The organism is Bradyrhizobium sp. SZCCHNPS1003 (assembly GCF_032381555.1).
GTDB lineage: Bacteria > Pseudomonadota > Alphaproteobacteria > Rhizobiales > Xanthobacteraceae > Bradyrhizobium.
Genome location: NZ_JAUHIU010000013.1, coordinates 226,385 through 249,762 on the forward strand (window position 1 = coordinate 226,385; position 23,378 = coordinate 249,762).

Genomic DNA, 23,378 nt, shown 5'->3' on the forward strand with positions numbered 1-23,378 from the left:
GGAGCTAGAGCGAAGCCTCAAGCGGCCTTCCCCTGTGCCAGCGACGCGAAGGTCTTGCCTTCGTCGGCGAGCTTCTTGAGCAGCGGCGCCGGCTCCAGCGACGGGTCATTGGTCTCCTTGGCATAGAACGCCAGCCGCTCGGCGATGTGCTTCAGACCGACGCTGTCGGCCCAGTACATCGGCCCGCCGCGATAGATCGGCCAGCCATAGCCATAGAGCCAGACGACATCGATATCCGACGGCCGCGCGGCGATGCCCTCGGCGAGGATCTTCGCGCCCTCGTTGATCATCGGATACATCATGCGCTCGAGGATCTCCTCGTCGCTGACCGCGCGCCGCTTGAGGCCGAGCTTGGCCAGCGTCTCGTCGATCAGCTTCTCGACATCGGGATCCGGCAGCGGCGCACGCGAGCCGGCCTCGTATTTGTAATAGCCCTTGCCGGTCTTCTGGCCGAAGCGGCCGGCCTCGCACAGCGCGTCCGCGATCTCGCTCTTGATGCCGCGGTCCTTGCGCGAGCGCCAGCCGATGTCGAGGCCGGCGAGATCGCCCATCGCGAACGGGCCCATCGGCATGCCGAACTTGGTAACGACGGCGTCGACCTGCTGCGGCAGCGCGCCTTCGAACAACAGCTTCTCGGCCTGCTTGCCGCGCTGCGCCAGCATGCGGTTGCCGACGAAGCCGTCGCAGACACCGACCACCGCCGGCACCTTGGCGATCTTGCGCGCGATCGATACTGCCGTGACGAGCGCGTCCGGCGCGGTTTTCTCCGCGCGCACGATCTCGCACAGCTTCATCACGTTGGCGGGTGAGAAGAAGTGCATGCCGAGCACGTCCTGCGGGCGGCTGGTCTCTGCGGCGATGGCGTCGATGTTCAGATAGGACGTGTTCGAGGCGAGCACGGCGCCGGGCTTGGCGTATTGATCGAGCTTGCCGAACACTTCCTTCTTGACGGCCATGGTCTCGAACACCGCCTCGATCACGAGATCGGCATCCTTGACGTTCTCGAGTCCGACCTTGCCATCGATCAGCGCCATGCGCTTGGCCGGCGCATCGGCCGGGATGCCGCCCCGCGCGGCGGTCGCCTCCCAGTTCTTCTGCATGATGCCCATGCCGCGCTTGAGCTGCTCCTCGGCGGTCTCGATCAGCGTGACCGGGATGCCGGCATTGGCGAACGACATCGCGATGCCGCCGCCCATGGTGCCGGCTCCGATGATGGCGACGCGCTCGACCTTGCGACCCTTGGTGCCCTCGGGCACGCCGGCGATCTTGGCCGCCTCGCGCTCGGCGAAGAAGGCGTAGCGCTGCGCCTTGGACTGATCGCTGGTGAGGAGCTTGAGGAAGCCTTCGCGCTCCTTCTTCAGGCCCTCGTCGAACGGCAGGTCGATCGCGTAGCCGACCGCGTCGGCGGCCGCGAACGGCGCCTCGAGGCCGCGCGACTTCTTGGTGATCGCCGCCACCGCACTGGTGAAGATCGAGCGATCGGCCTTGGCGGCCGCCAGCTTGGAATCGTCGTCACGCAACTTGCGCAGCGGACGGTTCTCCGCCACCACCTTGCGCGCGAAGGCCTCGCCGCCCGATGCCGGCCCCTCGACGATCTCCTCGATCAGGCCCGCCTTGTGCGCCTCCGCCGCGCCGATCGGATCGCCGCCGACGATCATCTTGACCGCGAGCTCGGGGCCTACGGCGCGCGGCAGGCGCTGGGTGCCGCCCGCGCCCGGCAGCAGGCCGAGCTTCACCTCGGGCAGGCCGAGCTTCGCCTCCTTGGTGGCGACACGATAATGACAGGCGAGCGCCACTTCGAGACCACCGCCCAGGGCCGTTCCATGAATGGCGGCAATCACCGGCTTGGGGCTGTTCTCGATCGTGCTCAAGACGTCGTTGAGCGCCGGCGGCTTCGGCGGCTTGCCGAATTCGGTGATATCGGCGCCGGCGATGAACGTGCGCCCGCCGCAGGTGAGCACGATCGCCTTGATCGCGGGATCGGCGATCGCCGCCTTGACGTTGTCCAGGATGCCGCCGCGCACTGCGGCACTCAGCGCATTGACGGGCGGACTGTCGATGGTGACGATGCCGATGATGTCATGACGATCAAGCTTTGCCACTTCGCTCACGCGTAAGCTCCTTGGGATGTCGTTTCTTTGCGGCCGGTTAACGTGCCGGCCAATTCTTGGCTTTTCATTTGCGCAGAGTATCAGCCTTGCTTGCGTCTACCCGCTGCTGAACGTCAATTCCGCAGTGCGAAATCTAATTCCACATCTTGACATCCAGGGTTATTTTGAAGCACGAGCGTTGTCAACGAGGCTCATCAATCAACAGCCGATGACATGAAACGCCCAGGGAAGAAACCAGCGACCGATCGGAGCTTCGTCGTCGCGCTGGCGCGCGGCCTGGACGTGCTGCGGGCATTCCGGCCGAATGACGGCCTGCTGGGCAATCAGGAAATCGCCGCGCGCACCAACCTGCCGAAGGCCACGGTCTCGCGCCTGACTTATACGCTCACCAAGCTCGGCTATCTCACCCCGGTGCCGCGCTTCGAGAAATACCAGTTGGCGCCATCGGCGCTGGCGCTGGGCTATGCCGCGCTCGCCAACCTCGGCATCCGCCATCTTTCCGAGCCATTCCGCGAGCAACTGATGCGCGAGACCGGCGGCGCGGTCGCGATCGGCGGCCGCGACCGGCTCAGCATGATCTATTTCGGCCAGAGCCGTCACGGCGTCGTCAACGTTCAACTCGACGTCGGATCGCGCATTCCGATTGCAACGACAGCAATGGGCCGCGCCTACATCTGGGCGCTGCCGGACGAGGACCGCGCCGCGTTGATGCGGGAGATGCGCGAGCATTATGGCAGCCGTTGGCCGAAGATCCGCGACGGCATCGAACGCGCCGGCGAGACCGTCGCGAAATATGGCTTCACCATCTCGGCCGGCGAATGGCAGGACGACGTTCATGCGGTCGGCGTCGCGTTGCGGCTGAACGACGGAACCGGTCCCTACGCCGTGAATTGCGGAGCACCGGCATTCCGCTTCACGGAAGAGCGTTTGCGGACCGACATTGGACCTCGTCTCGTCGCGATGGTAAGGAACATCGAAGCGGCGCTCGGCGGCCTCGCGCTGTCAACTAATCAAACAAGCAGCCCATCAAACAAAGAACTCAATAAGAAGCCGAAGCCAGGAGGAAAAGTTGCCCGTGTTGCCGAGGGTATCAGATAGCCTGCATCATCGCGGTCGGCTGGCGCCGCGTCCTGACCTGAACGATTTCGGGAGGGGCGAGACGAGATGACGCAGGCACAACTCGCCCAGACCAACGATCCGCTGCTCGCCGTCCGCGACGTCAGCGTCGTGTTCGGCGGCATCGTGGCGCTGAACGGCGTCTCGTTCGACATGCGCCAGGGCCAGATCCTCGGCCTCATCGGCCCGAACGGCGCCGGCAAGACCACCCTGTTCAACTGCCTCAGCCGCCTCTATCAGCCGAGCTCCGGCGACATCCTGATGGAAGGCCGCAGCATCCTGAAGCGGCCGCCGCACCGCATCGCCGAGATCGGCATCGGCCGCACCTTCCAGAACGTCGCGCTGTTTCCCAATCTCTCCGTGCTCGACAACGTCCGCGTCGGCACCCACGCGCGCACCTCCAGCGACATCATCTCGGATTCGCTGCGTCTGGCCTGGGTCCGGCGCAGCGAGAATTCCGTCAACACCAAGGTTCACGAGATTCTCGCCTATCTCGACCTCGAGGAGGTCGCGCACAAGACCGTGTCCGGGCTGCCGTTCGGCACCCAGAAGCGCGTCGAGCTGGCGCGCGCGCTCGCCGCCGACCCGAAGATCCTGCTGCTCGACGAGCCCGCCGGCGGCCTCAATCACGAGGAGGTCCATGTGCTGGGCGATCTGATCCGGCGCATCCGCGACGACCGCAAGGTGACCGTGCTGCTGGTCGAGCATCACATGGGACTGGTGATGTCGATCGCCGACCACGTCGTGGCGCTGAATTTCGGCCGCAAGCTCGCCGAGGGCACGCCCGCCCAGGTGCAGGCCGATCCCGACGTCATCAAGGCCTATCTCGGGAGCAAGGATCAATGACGCCGCTGCTCAACGTCAAGGACCTGCGCGCCTATTACGGCCAGGTCCAGGCCCTGCACGGCCTCTCCTTCTCCCTCAACGAAGGCTCGCTGACGACCCTGCTCGGAGCCAATGGCGCGGGCAAGACCACCACCCTGCGCGCCATCTGCAACATGGTGCGCTCGACCGGCGCGATCGAGTTCGAGGGCAAGCCGCTCAACAACAAATCGACCGAGAGCATCGTGCGCTTCGGCATTGCCCATGTGCCGCAGGGCCGCGGCACCTTCACCAACATGACGGTGGAAGAAAACCTGCAGCTCGGCGCCATCACCCGCAGCGACAAGGCCGGCATCGTTGCCGACATCGAGCGGATGTATTCCTACTTCCCGAAGCTGAAGGAGCGCCACACCCAGCAGGCCGGCACCCTGTCCGGCGGCGAGCAGCAGATGCTGGCGGTGGCGCGGGCGTTGATGCTGCGTCCCAGGTTGATGCTGCTCGACGAGCCGTCGTTCGGCCTCGCGCCGCTGGTGGTCCGCGACCTCTTCGGCATCCTCGGCAAGATCAACCGCGAGGAAAAGGTATCGATCCTCGTCGTCGAGCAGAACGCGCAGCTCGCGCTGGAGCTCGCCGACCAGGCCTATGTGATCGAGACCGGCCGCATCGTCATGTCGGGTGTCGCCTCGGACATCGCGAACGACGAGAACGTCCGCAAATCCTATCTGGGCTACTAACGGAGGCGGGACAATGGAGCTGTTCACCAACCAAGTCCTGGCCGGCATTGCGACGGGTGCGATCTACGCCTGCATGGCGCTCGCGGTCGTGATGATCTACCAGGCGATCGACCACCTCAACTTCGCGCAAGGCGAGATGGCGATGTTTTCGACCTTCATCTCCTGGCAGCTAATGCAATGGGGCCTGCCCTACTGGGTTGCCTTCGTGGTGACGCTGGCCTTCTCCTTTGCCGGCGGCATCGCGATCGAGCGCGTGCTGTTCAAGCCGCTCACCAAGGCGCCGATCCTGACCCAGGTCGCGGGCTTCATCGCGCTGTACTCGATCATCAACTCCTTTGCCGGACTGACCTGGGACTTCACCATCAAGCAGTATCCGACACCGTTCGGATCGTCGCCGTTCCTGGGCAGCCAGCTGATCTCGACGCATCAGGCCGGCATGATCGGCATCACCTTGCTGCTGCTGATCGGCCTGTACTTCTTCTTCCAGTACACCAGGGTCGGGCTTGCGATGCGCGCGGCGGCGGCGGTGCCCGAGTCGGCGCGGCTGGTCGGCATCAACACGTCCTGGATGATCGCGCTCGGCTGGGGCATGGCGGCGGCGATCGGCTCGATCGCCGGCATGCTGATCGCGCCGGTGGTCTTCCTCGAGCCCAACATGATGGGCGGCGTCCTGATCTACGGGTTCGCCGCGGCCGTGCTCGGCGGCCTCACCAGCCCGTTCGGCGCGGTGCTCGGCGGCTTCCTGGTCGGCATCTTCGAGAATCTCGCCGGAACCTACATCCCGCATGTCGGCAACGAGATGAAGCTGCCGATCGCGCTGGCCCTCATCATCTCCGTCCTGGTCATCAAGCCCGCCGGCCTGTTCGGCCGCAGCATCGTGAAGCGAGTCTGATCATGAGCGCAATCGAGGACATCACATCCCAGGCGCCCGCGGTCGAGGCCGTTCCGAAGCGGGCCATGACCTTGAGCTCCGGTACGACCTTCGTGATCGTGCTGCTGCTCCTGGTGGTGCCGCTGTTCATCAAGAACTTCATCATCTTCCAGATGACGATGCTGCTGATCTACGGACTGGCCGTGCTGGCGCTGAACATCCTGACCGGCGGCTCCGGCCAGTTCTCGCTCGGCAACAGCGCGTTCTATGCCGTCGGCGCCTATACTTCGGCGATCCTGATGGAGCAGTACAACGTCAACTACGCGCTGACCCTGCCGGTCGCCGGCGTCATCTGCTTCGGCTTCGGCTTCCTGTTCGGCCAGCCGGCGCTGCGACTGTCAGGTGTCTATCTCGCGCTCGCCACCTTCGCGCTCGCCACGGCGATGCCGCAGATCCTCAAGCTCGGCTTCTTCGAGCAATGGACCGGCGGCGTGCAGGGCCTGGTGGTGACCAAGCCGGATGCGCCGTTCGGCTTGCCTATGTCCCAGGACATGTGGCTGTACTACTTCACCCTGGCGATCACGATCGCGATCTACGTGTTCTCGGTCAACCTGCTGCGCTCGCGCTCCGGCCGCGCCTTCATGGCGATCCGCGACAACGAGATCGCGGCCTCCGCCATGGGCATCGACGTCGCGACCTACAAGACGCTGGCGTTCGGCGTCAGCGCCGGCATCACCGGCGTCGCCGGCGGTCTCGGCGCCATCGCGGTGCAGTTCGTGGCGCCCGACAGCTACACCATTACGCTCGCGATTTCGCTGTTCCTCGGCATGGTCGTCGGCGGCGTCGGCTGGCTGCCCGGCTCGTTCGTCGGCGCCGCCTTCATCATCTTCGTCCCCAATATCGCCGAAAGCATTTCGAAGGGCCTATCCGGCGCGGTGTTCGGCGTGCTGCTGTTCCTCGTCATCTTCCTCGTGCCGCACGGCTCGCGGCAGGTGGCGATGGTGGCGCAGCAGCTGCTCGGCAAACTCAGAAAGAACTAGGGAGGAACTCTTGCAGCTCATTCAACAACTACGAATCGCCGCGCTCGCGACGGCGGTCATCGCCCTCACCTCGGGCGGAGCATTCGCCCAGAAGAAATACGACACCGGCGCCTCCGACACCGAGATCAAGATCGGCAACATCATGCCTTATAGCGGGCCGGCGTCCGCCTACGGCGTGATCGGAAAGACCGAGGAGGCGTATTTCAAGAAGATCAACGCCGAGGGCGGCATCAACGGCCGCAAGATCAACTTCGTCAGCTATGACGACGCGTACTCGCCGCCCAAGGCGGTCGAGCAGGTGCGCAAGCTGGTCGAGAGCGATGAGGTCCTGTTCATCTTCAACCCGCTCGGCACGCCCTCGAACTCGGCGATCCAGAAATATCTCAACGGCAAGAAGATCCCGCAACTGTTCGTCGCCACCGGCGCCACCAAGTGGAACGACCCGAAGAACTTCCCCTGGACCATGGGCTGGCAGCCGAGCTACCAGAGCGAGGGCCGCATCTACGCGAAGTACCTGCTCAAGGACAAGCCCGGCGCCAAGATCGGGGTGCTGTTCCAGAACGACGATTTCGGCAAGGACTATCTCAAGGGCCTCAAGGACGGTCTGGGCGACAAGGCCGCGTCCATGATCGTCATGGAAGAGAGCTACGAGACCTCAGAGCCCTCGATCGACGGCCACATCGTCAAGCTCAAGGCCTCGGGCGCCGACGTGTTCTTTAGCGTCACGACGCCCAAATTCGCTGCACAGGCGATCAAGAAGCTCGCCGAGATCGACTGGCATCCGACCCATCTCGTCGTCAACGTGTCGGCCTCCGTCGGCAGCGTGATCAAGCCGGCCGGCTTCGAGAACTCGCAAGGGATTCTTTCGGCCGCCTATGCCAAGGATGCTGCGGATCCGCAGTGGAACGATGATCCCGGCATGAAGAAGTTCTTCGACTTCCTCGCGCAGCATTATCCCGACGCCAACAAGCTCGACAGCTCGACGGTCTATGGCTACGGCGCCGCGCAGACGCTGGTGAAGGTGCTGCAGATGTGCGGTGACGACCTGACCCGCGCCAATGTGATGAAGCAGGCCGCGAGCCTGAAGGACTTCGCGCCCGACACGCTGCTGCCGGGCGTCAAGATCAACACCTCGGCCACCGACTTCGCGCCGATCGAGCAATTGCAGATGATGCGGTTCAAAGGCGAGAAGTGGGAGCTGTTCGGCGAGGCGATCAGCGGCGCCATCGAGTAATCGCGCATCGCCGCAGAAAGCGGTGCCGATCTCCACTGGCCCTCCGCGCTATCGGCGCGGAGGGCTTTTTCATATCTGGATCGGCATCGAGCCATTTATCTCAGGCTGTTCTTGCAGAGCACTCACTCGCGGAGATTGCGCCGATCTCTCGCAGTTGCACATGACATGGACCGCCCAGGCACCGCGAAAACACGGACCGTGCCGTGATGTCGCAACCACCCCGGTGCAGCTCTGCTATAGTTCCGGGCGTAACAAGAGCCTCCATCAAGGCGGCCGCGACACGTCAACCAAACCAACACGGGAGAAACGCACCATGATGATCACGCGAAGGGCCGCCCTCGCCTCGGCCGCCGCCATCGTCCTCGCCTCGAGCTCCGCAATCGCCGCCGACAAGAAGTACGACACCGGCGCCTCCGACGCCGAGATCAAGATCGGCAACATCATGCCCTATAGCGGGCCGGCCTCGGCCTACGGCATCATCGGCAAGACGGAAGCGGCCTACTTCAAGAAGATCAACGCCGAGGGAGGCATCAACGGTCGCAAGATCAACTTCATCTCTTATGACGACGCCTATTCGCCGCCAAAGACGGTCGAACAGGCACGCAAGCTGGTCGAGAGCGATGAGGTGCTGTTCATCTTCAATTCGCTGGGCACGCCGCCGAACTCGGCAATCCACAAATACATGAACTCGAAGAAGGTCCCGCAGCTGTTCGTCGCCACCGGCGCCACCAAGTGGAACGACCCGAAGGATTTCCCCTGGACCATGGGCTGGCAGCCCAACTACCAGAGCGAATCCCGAATCTACGCAAAATATCTGCTGAAGGAAAAGCCGGACGCCAAGATCGCTGTGCTGTATCAGAACGATGATTACGGCAAGGACTATCTGAAAGGGCTGAAGGACGGGCTTGGCGCCAAGGCCGCCTCAATGATCGTCATGGAGGAGAGCTACGAGACCGCCGAACCCTCGATCGACAATCACATTGTCAAACTCAAGTCCACGGGCGCCGACGTATTCGTGAACATCACCACGCCGAAATTTGCGGCGCAGGCAATCAAGAAGGTCAAGGAGATCGACTGGAAGACGCTGCATATCCTCAACAACGTCTCCGCCTCCGTCGGCAGCGTCCTGAAGCCGGCTGGCTATGAGAATTCGCAGGACATCATCTCGGCGGCCTATCTGAAGGACGTCTCCGATCCGCAATGGAAGGACGATGCCGGGATGAAGCAATTCCTCGACTTCATGTCCAAGGATTTTCCCGATGGCGACAAGCTCGACGGCGGAACGGTCGTCGGCTACAGCGTCGCGCAGACGCTGGTCCAAGTGCTGAAACAGTGCGGCGACAACCTCACCCGCGAGAACGTCATGAAGCAGGCCGCATCCCTGCGCAACTTCCGCACCGAGATGCTGCTGCCTGGCATCACGATCAACACCTCGGCGACCGACTTCGCACCCGTCAGCCAGTTGCAGCTGATGCGCTTCAAGGGCGAGAAGTGGGAGCTGTTCGGCGACGTGATCTCCGCCGACGTCGGCGGCTAACGACGGAACGCAGTTGAAACCGCCTCCTGCGGCCTCCCGCCGCAGGCGGCGCTCTCTCCAAGCATCTTTGCTGTCTTTGCCAAGAATTTCTTAAGCTAGGAGTTGAAAGAGAGGCGGTCATGCAGCGGCGGCGGTTACGCCGAGCGCGCGGCTGCGCTATGGGGACTCGTCCGGAGTGAAACGAGTCGCCCGCCTTGCGGGCGGATCCAACAACAAGGCCAAGCTCCAAGGCCGAGAAGGAGTCCCCACGTGACCACTGCCCTCACCCGCCGCACCGTCTCCAGCATGCTCGGTCTCGCCCTGGCCGGCGCAGTTGCCGGCAGCGCCCATGCCGACAAGAAATACGACACCGGCGCGAGCGACACCGAGATCAAGATCGGCAATATCGTGCCCTATAGCGGCCCGGCGTCGGCCTATGGCTCGGTCGGCAAGGCGATGACGGCCGTGTTCAAGAAGGTCAATGACGACGGCGGCATCAACGGCCGCAAGATCAACTTCATCTCCTATGACGACGCCTATTCGCCGCCGAAGACGGTCGAGCAGGCGCGCAAGCTGGTCGAGAGCGACGAGGTGCTGTTCCTGTTCGGCGTGCTCGGAACCGCGCCCAATACGGCGATCCAGAAATATCTCAACTCCAAGAAGGTGCCGCAGCTGTTCGTCGCGACCGGCGCCACCAAGTGGAATGAGCCCAAGACATTTCCATGGACCATGGGCTGGCTGCCGAGCTACCAGTCCGAGGCGCGCATCTACGCGAAGTATCTCACCGCGCAGCAGTCCGCCGGCAAGATCGCCGTGCTCTACCAGAACGACGACATGGGCAAGGACTACCTGAAGGGCCTCAAGGACGGGCTCGGTGATGCGTCGCGCCTGGTGCTGGAAGAGAGCTACGAGATCGCCGAACCCACGGTTGAATCGCACATCGTCAAGATGAAGTCGGCCAACCCCGACATCGTCGTGCTGTTCACCACGCCGAAGTCCGGAGCGCAGGCGATCAAGAAGCTCGGCGAGATGAACTGGAAGCCGCTGACCATCATTTCGAACGTCAGTGCCTCCACCGCGGCCGTGATGCGGCCGGCCGGCGTCGAGAACTCGCAAGGGGTGATCTCGGCGGCCTATGCCAAGGACGCGTCCGATCCGCAATGGGCCAACGACCCGGGCCTCGGCGCGTTCAGGGAGCTGCTCGCCAAATATCTGCCGGAGATCAACCCCGTGGATTCGTCGGCGCTGACCGGCTACAACATCGCCACCACGATGGTCGAGGTGCTGAAGCGATGCGGCGACGAATTGACTCGCGCAAATGTCATGAAGCAGGCGGCAAGCCTGAAGCAGTTTGCGCAAGGCGGGCTGCTGCCCGGCATCACGCTGACCACGGGTCCCGACGATTTCCAGCCGATCGAGCAGCTGCAGCTGATGCAGTTCAAGGGCGAGCGGTGGCAGCTGTTCGGCGAGGTGATGAGCGGCGAGCTCAAATAGGCTCTGCACGTCAGACGGGCGGCGCCGCATGACCAGCCGCCGTCCGCTGTTGCGCGCCGTTTTCGATGCCGCGGTCGCCGCGGCCCATCCCGAAATGGTGCTTCCGGCGCATCTGCCGGCGGCACCCCGGGGGCGGATCATCTGCCTCGCCGCAGGCAAGGGCGCCGCGGCCATGGCGGTGGCCGCCGAACGGCATTACCTGGACACGCTCGGGTTCGATCCGGCGAAGCTGACCGGCATTGCAACCACGCGGCACGGACACGGCGTACCGACCCGCCGCGTCCGGGTGATCGAAGCCGGCCACCCAATGCCGGACGAGGCCGGGCTGAAAGCCGCAGACGACACATTGCGGCTGGCGGCGACGGCCGAAGCCGACGACCTGATGCTGGTGCTGATCTCCGGCGGTGGCTCCGCCAACTGGATTGCTCCGGCCCATGGCGTGAGCTTCGCGCAAAAGCAGCAGCTGACCCGTGCGCTGCTGCGCTCGGGTGCGCCGATCGGCGAGATGAACACGGTGCGAAAGCATCTGTCGCGCATCAAGGGCGGACGCCTGGCGCGGGCCGGGCAGAAGGCCGAGATCGTGACGCTGGCGATCTCCGACGTGCCGCATGACGATCCCTCGGCCATCGCATCGGGGCCGACGGTGCCGGATCCGACCACGCTGGCCGATGCCCGCGCGATCGTTGCGAAGTACAAGCTCGAGGTCGACCCGGCCATCGCCCGGGCGCTCGATGATCCTGCCAACGAGAGCTGCAAGCCCGGCGATGCCGCCTTTGCCCGCGCCTCGTTCGAGCTGATCGCGCGCCCCGACAGCTCGCTCAAAGCCGCCGTGGCCAGTGTCAAGGCCGCCGGCTACGACGTGCTCGATCTCGGCGCCGACCTCGAGGGTGAGGCGCGCGAGGTCGCGGCCGATCACGCCAAGCTGGCGCGGGAGGCCCGCGCGCTCGGCCGCCGCATGGCGATCATCTCCGGTGGCGAGCTCACCGTGACGGTGCGCGGCCAGGGCCGCGGCGGCCCGAACCAGGAATATGCGCTCGCGCTCGCCGACCTGCTCAAGGACATGGACGGCGTCGCGGCGCTCGCCGGCGACACCGACGGCGCCGATGGCGGCGGTGGCAGCGCCTCCGATCCGGCCGGCGCGCTTGTCGACGCCGAGGTCATCGCCGCGATGCGGGCGCAGGGGCTGGATCCGCAGGCCTATCTCGCCAACAACGACGCCACCGCATTTTTCGCCGCGACCGGTGGCCTGCTGCAGACGGGACCGACGCTCACGAACGTCAACGACGTCAGGGTCATCCTGGTCGATTGAGGGGCGCGACTGCTTCCTTCAGAACTCCTCCGCGATCTTGGTCAGCATCGCCAGCAGCGCCTCGCGCCCATCCGGGCCGAGCAGCTCGTTGAGCCGCGCCTCGTGCTTCGACACCACCAGCTTCTTGGCGCGGGCCAGCACGGCGCGGCCCTTCTCGGTCAGCATCAGGATGTGCGAGCGCCGGTCGTTCGCCGAACGCACCCGCGCACACAGGTCGCGGCTCTCGAGGCTGTCCAGCAAGGACACGAAGTTGGGCCGCAGGATGCCCAGGGTGTTGGCGATCTCGGTCTGGTTCCGGCCCGGATTGGCGTCGAGCAGCAGCAGCACCGAGAACTGGGCCGGCGTCAGTTGCAGCGGCGCGACACAGCGCAGGAAGTCCTCGAACACCTTCAACTGCGCCCGTTTCAGCACATAGCCAAGCAGATCCGACAGCTCGCCGAGCTGGACCGCTTGCGTCTCCTCGACGGCTACGGCAGCTTCCTTCCGGCCTTCCCTCTTGCCGACGGGCTTGGCGCTATCGGCCATCACGATCCGCCGAATTCATCACAGTGGCTTCCATCCCCGGTCCCGAATGCCGCAGCCGGAACAGCGGCCTTGAGATTATAATCGATAATTGTTATCCACTATATCAAACACGGGCAGCCGAATTCAACTGCCCAAGACCGGTGGATGGCGCAGGGCGCCGGCCGCGCCCGGTCACCACAGAGGGGGAGCGTCCTGTCTTGAACACAACGATCTTGCTGTTCCTGTTGCAGGACGGCATTACCAATGGCGCGATCTACGCGCTGCTCGGGCTGGCGCTCGTGCTGGTGTTTGCCGTCACCCGGGTGATCCTGATCCCGCAGGGCGAATTCGTCACCTACGGCGCCCTCACCTATGCCTCGCTCGCGGCCGGCCGCACGCCGGGGACCGCGAAGCTTGCCGTCGTGATCGGCCTGGTGGCCTTTGCCTTCGACCTCTATGCGATGCGCAAGACGCTGCACATGCCGAAGATCCTTCGCACCTTCGGCCTCAACGTCGCCTTCCCGGTGGTCGTCATGCTCGCCACGATGTGGGCCGCCGATCAGCGCATGCCGGCCGGCGTCAGCCTCGTACTGTCGCTGCTGATCGTCGCCAGCATCGGCCTGTCGTTGTATCGGATCGTGTTCCAGCCGCTCGCCCACACCTCGGTGCTGGTGCTGCTGATCGCCTCGGTCGGCGTGCATCTGGCGCTGCAGGGCCTTGGCCTGCTGTTCTTCGGCGCCGAGGGCCAGCGCGGCCCGACGCTGCTCACGGCCAGCGCCACGCTCGGCTCGCTGCGCTTCACCGGCCAGGGCATGGCGGTCTACGGCATCACCGTCGCCTTCATCGTCGGCCTCTGGCTGTTCTTCGGCCTGACCCTTTACGGCAAGGCGCTGCGCGCCACCGCCGTCAACCGGCTCGGCGCCCGCCTCGTCGGCATCCGCACCACGCTCTCCGGCCAGATCGCGTTCCTCCTGGCCTCCACCATCGGCGCGCTCTCGGGCATCCTGATCGTCCCGATCACGACGCTCTATTACGACACCGGCTTCCTGATCGGCCTCAAAGGCTTCATCGCCGCGATCATCGGCGGCCTGATCAGCTATCCCTTGACCGCGGTCGCCGCGCTCGTCGTCGGCATCGTCGAGGCGTTCTCTTCGTTCTACGCCTCGAACTTCAAGGAAGTGATCGTCTTCACGCTGCTGATCCCGGTCCTGCTGCTGCGTTCGCTCGCCGCGCCCGCGGTCGAAGAAGAGAAGGATTGAGCCGTGCGCGAGCGTTGGCCTCTCATCGTCTTTGCCGTCATTGTGGCGGCGATCCCGTTCATCCCGGGCATGCCGCCGTTCTGGATCGTGCTGCTCGACAATATCGGCCTCTCCGCGCTGGTCGCGATGGGGCTGGTGCTGCTGACCGGCGTCGGCGGTCTGACCTCGTTCGGCCAGGCCGCCTTTGTCGGCTTCGGCGCCTACACGACTGCGGTGCTGTCCGCCAATTACGGCGTATCGCCGTGGCTGACCCTGCCGCTGTCGCTGCTGGTGTCCGGCCTCGCCGCCGTTCTGCTCGGCCTCGTCACCGTCAGGCTGTCCGGCCACTATCTGCCGCTCGGCACGCTCGCCTGGGGCCTCGGCCTGTTCTATCTGTTCAGCAAGCTCGCGTTCCTGGGCCGCAATGACGGCATTTCCGGCATCCCGCCGCTGTCGATCGGCAGCCTCAAGATGCTCGATCCCGGCACGATCTATTTCGCGATCTGGGCTGCCGTGCTGATCTCCGCGCTGCTGACGATGAACCTGCTGGACTCCCGCACCGGCCGCGCCATCCGCGCGCTGCGCCGGGGTCACATCGCAGCGGAAGCGTTCGGCGTCTACGCGCCTCGCGCCAAGCTCCTGGTGTTCATCTACGCGGCCGTCCTGGCCGGCCTCTCGGGCTGGCTCTATGCGCACTTCACCCGCGCGGTGAACCCGACGCCGTTCGGCGCCCAGGCCGGCATCGAATATCTGTTCGTCGCCGTCGTCGGCGGCGCCGGCTATGTCTGGGGCGGCGTGCTGGGCGCAGCGATCGTCGTGGTGCTGAAGGAGGTGCTGCAAAGCTATCTCCCGCTGCTGCTGCATGGCGAGGGCCAGCTCGAGACCATCGTGTTCGGCATCCTCCTCGTCACGCTTCTCCAGCTTGCGCCGACCGGCCTGTGGCCGTGGCTGACGGCGCGGCTGCCGTTCAAGCCTGTTGCCAAGCAGCCGGACACGTCGGTCAAGCTGCCGGCGCGGGAGCGATCTGCGACGACTCCAAACGTACTGCTGCAGGTCGACAACGCGCGAAAACAGTTCGGCGGCGTGGTCGCGGTCAACAACGTCTCGTTCGACGTCCAGGCCCGCGAGATCGTCGCGCTGATCGGCCCGAACGGCGCCGGCAAGAGCACGACCTTCAACCTGATCACCGGCGTGCTGCCGCCGACCTCCGGCAACATCGCGGTGCTCGGCAAGGCCGTCGGCAACGCCCCGCCGCAGGACGTCGTCAAGCTCGGCATTTCCCGCACCTTCCAGCACGTCAAGCTGGTGCCGGACATGACGGTGCTGGAGAACGTCGCGATCGGCGCGCATCTGCGCGGTCACTCCGGCGCGCTCTCCAGCATGTTCCGGCTCGACCGCGGCGACGAAGCCAAGCTGCTCGCCGAGGCCGCGCGCCAGATCGAGCGCGTCGGGCTCGGCGACCAGATGCACCAGCTCGCCGGCTCGTTGTCGCTGGGCCAGCAGCGCATCGTCGAGATCGCCCGCGCGTTGTGCGTCGATCCGATGCTGCTCTTGCTCGACGAACCGGCCGCGGGCCTGCGCCACATGGAGAAGCAGCGCCTCGGCGCGCTGCTGCGCGACCTCCGCGCCGGCGGCATGTCGGTGCTGCTGGTCGAACACGACATGGGATTTGTCATGGACCTCGCCGACCGCATCGTGGTGCTCGATTTCGGCACCAAGATCGCCGAGGGCACACCAGCCGCGATCAAGACCAATCCCGAGGTCATCAAGGCGTATCTCGGAGCCACCGCATGAGCACGCTGCTGGAAGTCACCGACGCCCATGTCTCCTATGGCAAGGTCGAGGCGGTCCGCTCGGTCTCGCTCACCGTGGCCGAGAACGAGATCGTCACCATCATCGGCGCCAACGGCGCCGGCAAGACCACCTTGCTCAGCGCCATCATGGGCGTGTTTCCGCTGAAGGGCCGCGTCGCGTTCCTCGGCGAGGACATGGCCCGGCTGGAGATCGAGGACCGCGTCGCGCGCGGTCTGTGCCTGGTGCCGGAGCATCGCGAGCTGTTCGCCACCATGAACGTCGAGGATAATCTGCAGCTCGGCGCTTTCAGAATGTCGAAGGCGCACGCCGCACGCGGCTTCGAGCACGTCTACACGCTGTTTCCGAAGCTGAAGGAACGGCGCAAGCAGCTCGCCGGCACGCTCTCCGGCGGCGAGCAGCAGATGCTGGCGATGGGCCGCGCGCTGATGGGCGCGCCGAAGATGCTGATGCTGGACGAGCCGAGCCTTGGCCTGGCGCCGATCATCGTCGCCGGCATCTTCGAGATCGTCGCCAAGCTGCGCCAGGAAGGCGTCTCGGTGCTGCTGGTCGAGCAGAACGCCAAGGCCGCGCTGCAGGTCGCCGACCGCGCCTATGTGATGGAGCTCGGCGAGTTCGTGCTCAACGGCAAGGCCAGCGAGATCGCCACCGACGAGCGGGTGGCGGCGAGCTATCTCGGCTTTGCCGAGACGGCCGCGAGCTGAGCGGGATATTTCGATAGGACGACGCTGTCTCAGGATGGCGCCTCCTTCGACAAGAGAAAGTCGACCATCACGCGCTCCAGCGCCCGGTACATGTCGGTGCCGGTCGCCGTCAGGCAGCCGCGCTGGCGCGCAGCGGCGATGAAGGGCGAGACCTCGGGCCGGGTGATGACACAGCCGCAATAGGCTGACGAGTTGATCGTCGCGATATCGACGGGCAAGGGATCGCCGGGCTGCATGCCCGCAGGCGTCGCATTCGCGACCATGTCGAAGCCACCGGCATCGGTGCTGCCGACGAGCGCGCGGCCCCTACCCCGTTCATTGAGGCGCACGATCAGCGCGTCACGACGACCTGGGTCGCTGTCGTGAATGGCGAGTTCGCGCACGCCCGAATCGATCAATGCAAGGGCAATCGCCGAGCCGGCACCACCCGCGCCGACCTGCAGCGCGCGCACACCGGCGGGCTCGAAGCCTTTTGCCCTCGCAGCACCGACAAAGCCGAGACCGTCGACCATGTCGCCATGCCAGCCGCCGTCCGGGCTGCGGCGCATCAGATTGACGGCGCCGATGAAACGCGCGCGCTCGGTCGCGGTTGCACAGGCGCGATAGCATGCGAATTTGTGCGGAATGGTCGCGACGATGCCGTCGAGATTCTTCACGCGGGTCATCGTCGCCAGAAAGTCGGCGAGATCAGCCGGCGCGACTTGCACCGCGACCAGGATCGCATCGCTGCCGCGATCGGCAAAGGCCTGGCTGACGCCGGCCGGCGCGCGCACCTGAGCGATGGGATCGCCGATGATGATGTGCAGCCGGGTGGCTCCAGTGGGCGCAGGGATCATGGCGGGCTTTCCGGCAAAACTCTAAAAGTCATGGTCCTGATGGCCGAAAGGCCGGCTCACCGAGCCGGCCTTTCCTGATCGAAGCTATGGTCCCCGCAAGCTCACTTCGCCGGGACGTATTTTCCATCCTTCACCGTCAGGATGATGCGGGCGCGGTCGTCGAGGCCGGAGCGGTCCTTTTCGGTGAAGTTGTAGACGCCCTGCGAGGCCGCCAGGTCCTTCTCGGTCAGCAGCGCCTGGCGGATGGCCTCGCGGAACTCCGGCGTGCCGGGCTTGGCGGTCTTCAGCGCCACCGGAATCACGCGCTTGAGGATCTCGAACGCGTCGAACGAGTGGCCGGCGAACTGGCTGCGGCTGTTCGGGCCATATTTGCCCTCATAGGCCTTGTTGAGCTCCATGCCCGGCTTCTTGGTGAGCGCGCTGTCGTCCTGCGTCTCCGGCGACATCACCGGACCGGACGCCATGATCACACCCTCCGCCGCCTTGCCGGCGATGCGGATGAAGTCCATGCTCGCGGCGCCATGGGTCTGATAGATCAGGCCCTGATAGCCACGCTCGCGCAGCTCGGTCTGCGGCAGCGCCGCCGCGGTGCCGGAGGCGCCGACCAGGATGGCGTCCGGATTGGCGGCGACCAGCTTCAGCACCTGGCCGGTGACCGAAGTATCGGGACGCGCGAACCGCTCCTCATCGGCAATCGTGATGCCCATCGGCACCGCCTGGTTCTTCAGATCGTTGAACCAGAGATCGCCGTAGGAGTCGGAATAGCCGATGTAGCCGACGGTCTTGATGTTGTGCGCCTTCATGTGCTCGTACAACACCTTGCCCATGATCGGCACCGGCTGCGGCATCACCACCGACCATTTGGTGCGCTCGGGCGTGACCGGGAACGGCGCCAGGCCGAAATGCGGAATGCCGGCTTCATTGGCGACGTTGGAGACCGCGATGGTCGGCGGCGTCAGCGCCGAGCCCATGATGATGTCGGCTTTCGACTCCGTCACGAAGCGCCGCGCATTCGTCGTCGCCGTGGTCGGATCGCCGCCGTCGTCGAGCACGATCACCTTGAGCGGCACGCCGCCGATCTCCTTCGGCACGAACTCGAGCGCATTGCGCTCGGGGATGCCGAGCGCCGCGCCCGGCCCCGTCGTGGTCGTGGTGATGCCGATGGTGATCTCGCTGGTCTGCGCCAGCGCCGGCGCTGATGCCAGCATCGCGATGACGCCAGCCGCCGCCAGATAGGCCTTCCTCATAAAATCCTCCCTCAATCTTTTCGGTTCAGCTCGTGATCCGCCGATCCTGTTTGCAGTCCCGCCCCGACAGGGGCGTCTTCCATCTCGGCCGGCCGATGCGTGTCCAAACGTGATCATAACATTGAACACGAGAAGATCACCTCTCACCAGTCGACCAAAGCACGACGACGATTCATCCTTAAGACGGCCGCATGTCGCACCCAATGCCGCGCGTCAGCCCTCGAGAAACTTGGCCCGCATCTCCTCCGGGAAAGGCGCCGATTTCAGCTTGTCCGGGTCAACCGGATCGCGCCCGACCAGCACCCGGGTCTCGAACCCCTCGAGCGCCAGCGCCTCGCCCTTGAACACCTTGTGGGTGACGTCGAACGAGGAGCGCTTGATGCTCTCGATCCGGCTCTCGATCGTGATCCAGTCGCCATAGGTGGAGGGGATGTAGAACTTGGCGCGGGTGTCGACCATGGGGATGCCGACCAGGCCGTAGCGGCGGACGATGTCCTGCTTGGAAAACCCGGCCGCCTCGAACATGACCGAGGTCGCATCGTCGAACATCGCGAAATAGCGCGGGTAGTAGACGATGTTGGCGGGATCGCAGTCGCCCCACTGGATCTGCACGTCGCGGCGGTGAACGAACATCGATTAAGCCTCGCTACGCCAACAACAACGGTCGGTAGGGTGGGCAAAGGCGCGACGCTCCGTGCCCACCATTTTCCGGGCCGGTGGGCACGCTACGCTTTGCCCAACCTACGGCTCTCTCCGTCATTGCGAGCGAAGCGAAGCAATCCAGGGCCGGGTCGGGACTCTGGATTGCTTCCGCCTTCGCCCGATGGGCTTCGGCGGACACGTCGTCGCTACGCTGCTCGCAATGACGGAAAATCACTTCGGCGCCATGCGCAGCGAGCCGTCGAGGCGGACGACCTCGCCGTTCAGATAGGCGTTCTCGACCATGTGCAGCGCAAGTGCTGCGAACTCATCGGCGTGACCGAGGCGGCGAGGGAACGGGATCGCGGCGGCGAGCGAGTCCTGGGCCTCCTGCGGCAGGTTGGCGAGCAGCGGCGTCAGGAACAGGCCGGGCGCAATGGTCAGCACGCGGATGCCGAACTGTGCGAGCTCGCGCGCGATCGGCAGGGTCATGCCGACAATGCCGCCCTTCGAGGCCGAATAGGCGGACTGTCCGATCTGGCCGTCATAGGCCGCGACCGAGGCGGTGTTGATGACGACACCACGCTCGCCGGTCGCCTGCGGCTCCAGCTTGGTCATGCCGTTGGTGACCAGACGCAGCATGTTGAACGAGCCGATCAGGTTGACCTTGATGACCTTCTCGAAATCGGCCAGCGGCATCGGACCGTCGCGGCCGACGACGCGCTTGGCGACGCCGATGCCGGCGCAGTTCACCAGCACGCGCGGCTGCTGGCCGAGCGCCTCGACCGCCTTGGCGACGCCGGCTTCCGCGCCGGCGGCATCGGAAACGTCGCAGACCACGGCCACGCCCTTGATCTCGGCGGCGACCTCCTCGGCCAGCTTGGCATTGAGATCGAACACGGCGACCTTGGCGCCCTGGGCAGCGAGCTTGCGGGCGGTGGCGGCCCCGAGGCCGGAAGCGCCGCCGGTGACGATGGCGGCCTGATCCTTCAACAACATGTCGTTTCTCCCTTGGATGCGTCGATCAGCCGGCGATGATGATGTCGTCGTCCGGCGTCGCGGCGTAGATACGTTCGATCAGGTCCTTGCGGTGCTCCAGCACGGCGCGCTGGTTGATCGATCCCTTGTCGGTGACCTCGCCCTTGTCGATCGACAGCGGCACGCCGAGCAGGACGGCGCGCGTGATGCGCGTCGACGAGCCGGTCGCGGTCTGCAGGAATTTTGCGAAGCGCTCACGGAAGGCCTCGATGATCAGCGGATCGGCCGCTGTGGCGGCGAGATCGTCGAACGGCAAGGTCGCGTTGATCAGCCGGCAGCCGTCGGGATCGAGCACGACGATGGCAGCGATCTCGTCGCGGTTGATGCCGGCAATGATCACGTCGCGCGCCAGCGGCGCGCAGGCCGCGACGAAGCGCGCCCGCAACGGGCCGACCGAGACCCAGGTGCCGGACGCCAGCTTGAAGTCCTCGGCGACACGGCCGTCGAAGTCGAAGCCGGCATTGAAGTCGTCGGGATCGACGGGCTTCAGCGCGTCGCCCATCTTGTAGTAGCCTTCGTCATCGAAGGCCGCGGCCGAGACCTCAGGCAGGCGCCAATAGCCCGGCGTCACGTTCGGCCCCTTGGCCCGCACCTCCATCTTGCCATTGTTGGGCACGAGCTTGGCCTCGTTGCCCGACACCGGCAGGCCGACATGGCCGGAGCGGCTGGTGCGCGGATTGACCGACATGAAGAACGGTGCGGTCTCGGTCGAGCCGAGGCCCGTCAGCATCGGCACGCGAGTGCCCGTCTCGGCCACCGAGAGCTCGTCGAGCTCGTTCCAGACATGCGGCGCCAGCGCGGCGCCGGAGAAGAACATCGCATGCAGCCGCTGGAAGAAGGACTTCCGCAGCGCCGGGTCCTCGCGGAAATAGGGCAGCAGCGACTCGTAGCCCTTGGGGACGTTGAAATAGACCGTCGGCGAGATCTCGCGCAGGTTTCGCACGGTCTCCTCGATCCCGCCGGGCACCGGCTTGCCCTGGTCGAGATACATCGAGCCGCCGTTGAACAGCGTCAGCCCGATGTTGTGGTTGCCGCCGAAGGTGTGATTCCAGGGCAGCCAGTCGATGATGACGGGCGGCTCGTCCTTCAGGAACGCGAGCGTCTCGCGGATCATCACCTGGTTGGCGCAGATCATGCGCTGGGTGTTGATCACGGCCTTCGGGTTGCCGGTCGAGCCCGAGGTCAGCAGGAACTTCGCGATCGTGTCGGGGCCGATCTTGTCGTGGGCGGCGTCGAGGCCTCCGAACAGCGGCGATGCGATCAGATCGGCGAGCATCGTGATCTTGCGGCCCGGCACCGAGCCGAACGACGCCACGATCTCGGTGCCCTCGGGCACGTTGGCGACGAGCGCGTCGGCGAACTTGTCGGCGTCGTCGACGAAGACGAGGCCCGGCGTCAGCAGCTTCATCAGATAAGCGAGCTTGCCGTAGTCGCGTGACACCAGCGAATAGGCTGGCGACACCGGGCAGAACGGCACGCCGGCATAGAGCGCGCCGAACGCGACCAGCGCATGATCGATCGAATTGCCCGACAGGATCATCACCGGCCGGTCCGGCGACAGCCCGCGCGCGAGCAGCCCCGACGCGATGTGCCGGCTCGCCGCCAGCAGCGTGGCATAGGTCAGCTCGCGCCAGCCCTCGGGCCCGACGCGCTCGGCCATGAACACGCGCTCAGGCGTGGCTTTGGCGAAGTGATGCAGCCGGTCGGTGATCCGCTGCGGATAGTCGCCGAGCGGCTGCTTCGGCCGGAGATAGATGGTGCCGTCGTCGCGGCGGTCGACCGTGACGGCCGGATCGTTGAACGAGATCGCGCGCAACGGATGAACACTGGCGCTGCGCGCCGTGTTGTCCGTTCCTCCCTGTGTGCTTGTTATTGTTTGTGCGGTCATGTCACGTCGGCTTCACTTTTGCGGTCTTGTGATCGAGGAAGGCGCGGATGCGATTTTTGGCCTCCTTGTCGCTCTGCGCGACGGTGGCCATCAGCGATTCCATCAGCAGGCCGGTCTGCGGATTGGCCTCGGCGATCATCGGCAGCGCCTGCAGCACCGCGAAATTCGTCAGCGGCGCGTTGTTCGCGATCTTCGCCGCCAGCTCCATCGCCTTGGTCATCGAGGCACCGGCCTCGACGAGATATTGCGCGAAGCCGTAGGACGAGCCTTCGGTCGCCGAATAGACCCGGCCGGTCAGCATCATGTCCATCATGCGGGCGACGCCGATCAGGCGCGGCAACCTGACGGAGCCGCCGCCGCCGACGAAGATGCCGCGCTGGCCCTCGGGCAGCGCGAAGTAGGCCGACGGCTCGGCGACACGGATATGCGCGGCACAGGCGAGCTCGAGGCCGCCGCCGATGACGGCGCCCTTCAGCGCGGCGATCACCGGCACGCGGCAGTACTGGATGCGGTCGAACACGCGATGCCACATCTGCGAATGCACCAGGCCCTCGGTCGCGTCGCGCTCGCGCAGCTCGGAGAGATCGAGGCCGGAGGAGAAATTGTCGCCGATGCCGTGGATCACGACGCAGCGGACGTCCTCGGGCAGGCTGGTGAAGCAATCGCCGATGGCGAGGATGATGCCGTCATTCAGCGCATTGCGCTTGGCCGGGCGGTTGAGCCCGATCGTCAGGACGGCGCCCTGCTGCTCGATCTGCAGCAGAGACGGATCGCCCGCTGGCGTGGCGGTGTCGGCGTTTCCCATCGCGTGATTGTGTCCTGTTCAGAATAGTTATGTTTTATAACGATCTTCGCGGGAGTCAACAAGCGGCGCCCGACATCATGTTGTGCGATGCAAAAGAACAAGCCGCCGAGGGGCTCGGTCACGCGCAGCATCGTAAGACCCGCCTGCGCGCAAAGGCAAATGACATGATCCGGCGTTCCCGCGGCGAAATCACGCCCGGGGCTTGCTGATATGGATCGCCCTCTCATGCGGAGGGCGCAGGGAAGGCCAGGCGTCAGCTGACGCCTGCGGCCCGCCTGCGAGAAAAAATGCAGGCGGCAGGTGCCACAGGTGCAGCCGAAAACGCCGGCGGGCTCAAGCGGTGGTCGCAACACCCAGTGTTTTCATTCGTGACAGCAGCTCGTCAAGCGCCTCTGCTGGAGTTTTCCATCCTAGCGTCTT

General features: G+C 65.2%; 20 protein-coding genes. 12 read left to right on the top strand and 8 right to left on the bottom strand.

What is annotated here, in order from left to right:
* Positions 1 to 17 precede the first annotated feature (17 nt).
* The gene (locus QX126_RS22530) at positions 18 to 2,111 is read right to left on the bottom strand and encodes a 3-hydroxyacyl-CoA dehydrogenase NAD-binding domain-containing protein (RefSeq protein ID WP_315783736.1); all 2,094 of its coding nucleotides are present in this window, start codon (positions 2,109 to 2,111) and stop codon (positions 18 to 20) included.
* Between the two features lie 213 nt (positions 2,112 to 2,324).
* On the opposite strand from QX126_RS22530, the gene QX126_RS22535 reads away from it, so the two are divergent.
* The 9 genes from QX126_RS22535 to QX126_RS22575 all read left to right on the top strand — a co-directional run bounded on the left by QX126_RS22535 (position 2,325) and on the right by QX126_RS22575 (position 12,247).
* Positions 2,325 to 3,209, top strand: a complete 885-nt coding sequence (locus tag QX126_RS22535) for an IclR family transcriptional regulator (RefSeq protein WP_315734694.1) — start codon at positions 2,325 to 2,327, stop codon at positions 3,207 to 3,209.
* A 66-nt stretch (positions 3,210 to 3,275) separates the two neighbouring features.
* The gene (locus QX126_RS22540; RefSeq protein WP_315734696.1) at positions 3,276 to 4,073 is read left to right on the top strand and encodes an ABC transporter ATP-binding protein; all 798 of its coding nucleotides are present in this window, start codon (positions 3,276 to 3,278) and stop codon (positions 4,071 to 4,073) included.
* Positions 4,070 to 4,783, top strand: a complete 714-nt coding sequence (locus QX126_RS22545; RefSeq protein WP_315753502.1) for an ABC transporter ATP-binding protein — start codon at positions 4,070 to 4,072, stop codon at positions 4,781 to 4,783. The genes QX126_RS22540 and QX126_RS22545 overlap by 4 nt, the downstream gene beginning before the upstream one ends.
* Before the next feature lie 13 nt (positions 4,784 to 4,796).
* Positions 4,797 to 5,675, top strand: a complete 879-nt coding sequence (locus tag QX126_RS22550; RefSeq protein ID WP_315753504.1) for a branched-chain amino acid ABC transporter permease — start codon at positions 4,797 to 4,799, stop codon at positions 5,673 to 5,675.
* Positions 5,676 to 5,677: 2 nt separating this feature from the next.
* On the top strand, positions 5,678 to 6,694 hold the full coding sequence (locus QX126_RS22555) for a branched-chain amino acid ABC transporter permease (protein WP_315783738.1): 1,017 nt from the start codon (positions 5,678 to 5,680) through the stop codon (positions 6,692 to 6,694).
* 10 nt (positions 6,695 to 6,704) lie between these two features.
* A complete protein-coding gene (locus tag QX126_RS22560; RefSeq protein WP_315783740.1) occupies positions 6,705 to 7,928 on the top strand; it encodes an ABC transporter substrate-binding protein in 1,224 nt (407 codons plus the stop codon).
* A gap of 313 nt (positions 7,929 to 8,241) precedes the next feature.
* Entirely contained in the window at positions 8,242 to 9,465 is a 1,224-nt protein-coding gene (locus QX126_RS22565) for an ABC transporter substrate-binding protein (protein ID WP_315734707.1), read from the top strand.
* Positions 9,466 to 9,714: 249 nt separating this feature from the next.
* Positions 9,715 to 10,938 carry an ABC transporter substrate-binding protein gene (locus tag QX126_RS22570; protein ID WP_315775509.1) on the top strand — a complete coding sequence of 408 codons (1,224 nt, stop codon included), beginning with the start codon at positions 9,715 to 9,717 and terminating at the stop codon, positions 10,936 to 10,938.
* 28 nt (positions 10,939 to 10,966) lie between these two features.
* The gene (locus QX126_RS22575) at positions 10,967 to 12,247 is read left to right on the top strand and encodes a glycerate kinase (protein WP_315783742.1); all 1,281 of its coding nucleotides are present in this window, start codon (positions 10,967 to 10,969) and stop codon (positions 12,245 to 12,247) included.
* Between the two features lie 18 nt (positions 12,248 to 12,265).
* Here the strand turns inward: QX126_RS22575 and QX126_RS22580 are convergent, their stop codons facing one another.
* The gene (locus QX126_RS22580; protein ID WP_315734713.1) at positions 12,266 to 12,772 is read right to left on the bottom strand and encodes a MarR family winged helix-turn-helix transcriptional regulator; all 507 of its coding nucleotides are present in this window, start codon (positions 12,770 to 12,772) and stop codon (positions 12,266 to 12,268) included.
* A 197-nt stretch (positions 12,773 to 12,969) separates the two neighbouring features.
* Between QX126_RS22580 and QX126_RS22585 the strand changes: the two genes are divergently transcribed.
* The 3 genes from QX126_RS22585 to QX126_RS22595 are packed head-to-tail and all read left to right on the top strand — an operon-like array spanning position 12,970 to position 16,505.
* Complete coding sequence (locus tag QX126_RS22585) at positions 12,970 to 14,010, top strand: branched-chain amino acid ABC transporter permease (protein ID WP_315734716.1); 1,041 nt, start codon at positions 12,970 to 12,972, stop codon at positions 14,008 to 14,010.
* 3 nt (positions 14,011 to 14,013) lie between these two features.
* Entirely contained in the window at positions 14,014 to 15,783 is a 1,770-nt protein-coding gene (locus QX126_RS22590; protein WP_315783744.1) for a branched-chain amino acid ABC transporter ATP-binding protein/permease, read from the top strand.
* Positions 15,780 to 16,505 (top strand): ABC transporter ATP-binding protein, encoded by a 726-nt coding sequence (locus QX126_RS22595; protein ID WP_315753527.1) that lies wholly within the window; start codon positions 15,780 to 15,782, stop codon positions 16,503 to 16,505. Before QX126_RS22590 ends, QX126_RS22595 begins: the two co-directional genes overlap by 4 nt.
* A gap of 29 nt (positions 16,506 to 16,534) precedes the next feature.
* Here the strand turns inward: QX126_RS22595 and QX126_RS22600 are convergent, their stop codons facing one another.
* From QX126_RS22600 to QX126_RS22625, 6 genes are all read right to left on the bottom strand, one after another.
* Complete coding sequence (locus QX126_RS22600) at positions 16,535 to 17,341, bottom strand: shikimate dehydrogenase (RefSeq protein ID WP_315783746.1); 807 nt, start codon at positions 17,339 to 17,341, stop codon at positions 16,535 to 16,537.
* 101 nt (positions 17,342 to 17,442) lie between these two features.
* The gene (locus QX126_RS22605; RefSeq protein WP_315783748.1) at positions 17,443 to 18,588 is read right to left on the bottom strand and encodes an ABC transporter substrate-binding protein; all 1,146 of its coding nucleotides are present in this window, start codon (positions 18,586 to 18,588) and stop codon (positions 17,443 to 17,445) included.
* 213 nt (positions 18,589 to 18,801) lie between these two features.
* Positions 18,802 to 19,221, bottom strand: a complete 420-nt coding sequence (locus tag QX126_RS22610) for a thioesterase family protein (RefSeq protein WP_315753531.1) — start codon at positions 19,219 to 19,221, stop codon at positions 18,802 to 18,804.
* 240 nt (positions 19,222 to 19,461) lie between these two features.
* Positions 19,462 to 20,226 carry an SDR family NAD(P)-dependent oxidoreductase gene (locus tag QX126_RS22615; protein ID WP_315783751.1) on the bottom strand — a complete coding sequence of 255 codons (765 nt, stop codon included), beginning with the start codon at positions 20,224 to 20,226 and terminating at the stop codon, positions 19,462 to 19,464.
* Positions 20,227 to 20,251: 25 nt separating this feature from the next.
* Positions 20,252 to 22,153, bottom strand: a complete 1,902-nt coding sequence (locus tag QX126_RS22620; RefSeq protein ID WP_315783753.1) for a feruloyl-CoA synthase — start codon at positions 22,151 to 22,153, stop codon at positions 20,252 to 20,254.
* 1 nt (position 22,154) lies between these two features.
* Positions 22,155 to 22,958 carry a crotonase/enoyl-CoA hydratase family protein gene (locus tag QX126_RS22625; protein WP_315772634.1) on the bottom strand — a complete coding sequence of 268 codons (804 nt, stop codon included), beginning with the start codon at positions 22,956 to 22,958 and terminating at the stop codon, positions 22,155 to 22,157.
* Between the last annotated feature and the right edge of the window lie 420 nt (positions 22,959 to 23,378).

What these genes read in the sequence shown, in the direction of transcription:
- QX126_RS22595 (WP_315753527.1), top strand. Translation starts at nt 15,780, where the DNA reads ATGAGCACGCTGCTGGAAGTCACCGACGCCCATGTCTCCTATGGCAAG.
- QX126_RS22615 (WP_315783751.1), bottom strand. Translation starts at nt 20,226, where the DNA reads ATGTTGTTGAAGGATCAGGCCGCCATCGTCACCGGCGGCGCTTCCGGC.
- QX126_RS22565 (WP_315734707.1), top strand. Translation starts at nt 8,242, where the DNA reads ATGATGATCACGCGAAGGGCCGCCCTCGCCTCGGCCGCCGCCATCGTC.
- QX126_RS22625 (WP_315772634.1), bottom strand. Translation starts at nt 22,958, where the DNA reads ATGGGAAACGCCGACACCGCCACGCCAGCGGGCGATCCGTCTCTGCTG.
- QX126_RS22580 (WP_315734713.1), bottom strand. Translation starts at nt 12,772, where the DNA reads ATGGCCGATAGCGCCAAGCCCGTCGGCAAGAGGGAAGGCCGGAAGGAA.
- QX126_RS22575 (WP_315783742.1), top strand. Translation starts at nt 10,967, where the DNA reads ATGACCAGCCGCCGTCCGCTGTTGCGCGCCGTTTTCGATGCCGCGGTC.
- QX126_RS22600 (WP_315783746.1), bottom strand. Translation starts at nt 17,341, where the DNA reads ATGATCCCTGCGCCCACTGGAGCCACCCGGCTGCACATCATCATCGGC.
- QX126_RS22620 (WP_315783753.1), bottom strand. Translation starts at nt 22,153, where the DNA reads ATGACCGCACAAACAATAACAAGCACACAGGGAGGAACGGACAACACG.
- QX126_RS22545 (WP_315753502.1), top strand. Translation starts at nt 4,070, where the DNA reads ATGACGCCGCTGCTCAACGTCAAGGACCTGCGCGCCTATTACGGCCAG.
- QX126_RS22550 (WP_315753504.1), top strand. Translation starts at nt 4,797, where the DNA reads ATGGAGCTGTTCACCAACCAAGTCCTGGCCGGCATTGCGACGGGTGCG.
- QX126_RS22540 (WP_315734696.1), top strand. Translation starts at nt 3,276, where the DNA reads ATGACGCAGGCACAACTCGCCCAGACCAACGATCCGCTGCTCGCCGTC.
- QX126_RS22535 (WP_315734694.1), top strand. Translation starts at nt 2,325, where the DNA reads ATGAAACGCCCAGGGAAGAAACCAGCGACCGATCGGAGCTTCGTCGTC.
- QX126_RS22610 (WP_315753531.1), bottom strand. Translation starts at nt 19,221, where the DNA reads ATGTTCGTTCACCGCCGCGACGTGCAGATCCAGTGGGGCGACTGCGAT.
- QX126_RS22605 (WP_315783748.1), bottom strand. Translation starts at nt 18,588, where the DNA reads ATGAGGAAGGCCTATCTGGCGGCGGCTGGCGTCATCGCGATGCTGGCA.
- QX126_RS22555 (WP_315783738.1), top strand. Translation starts at nt 5,678, where the DNA reads ATGAGCGCAATCGAGGACATCACATCCCAGGCGCCCGCGGTCGAGGCC.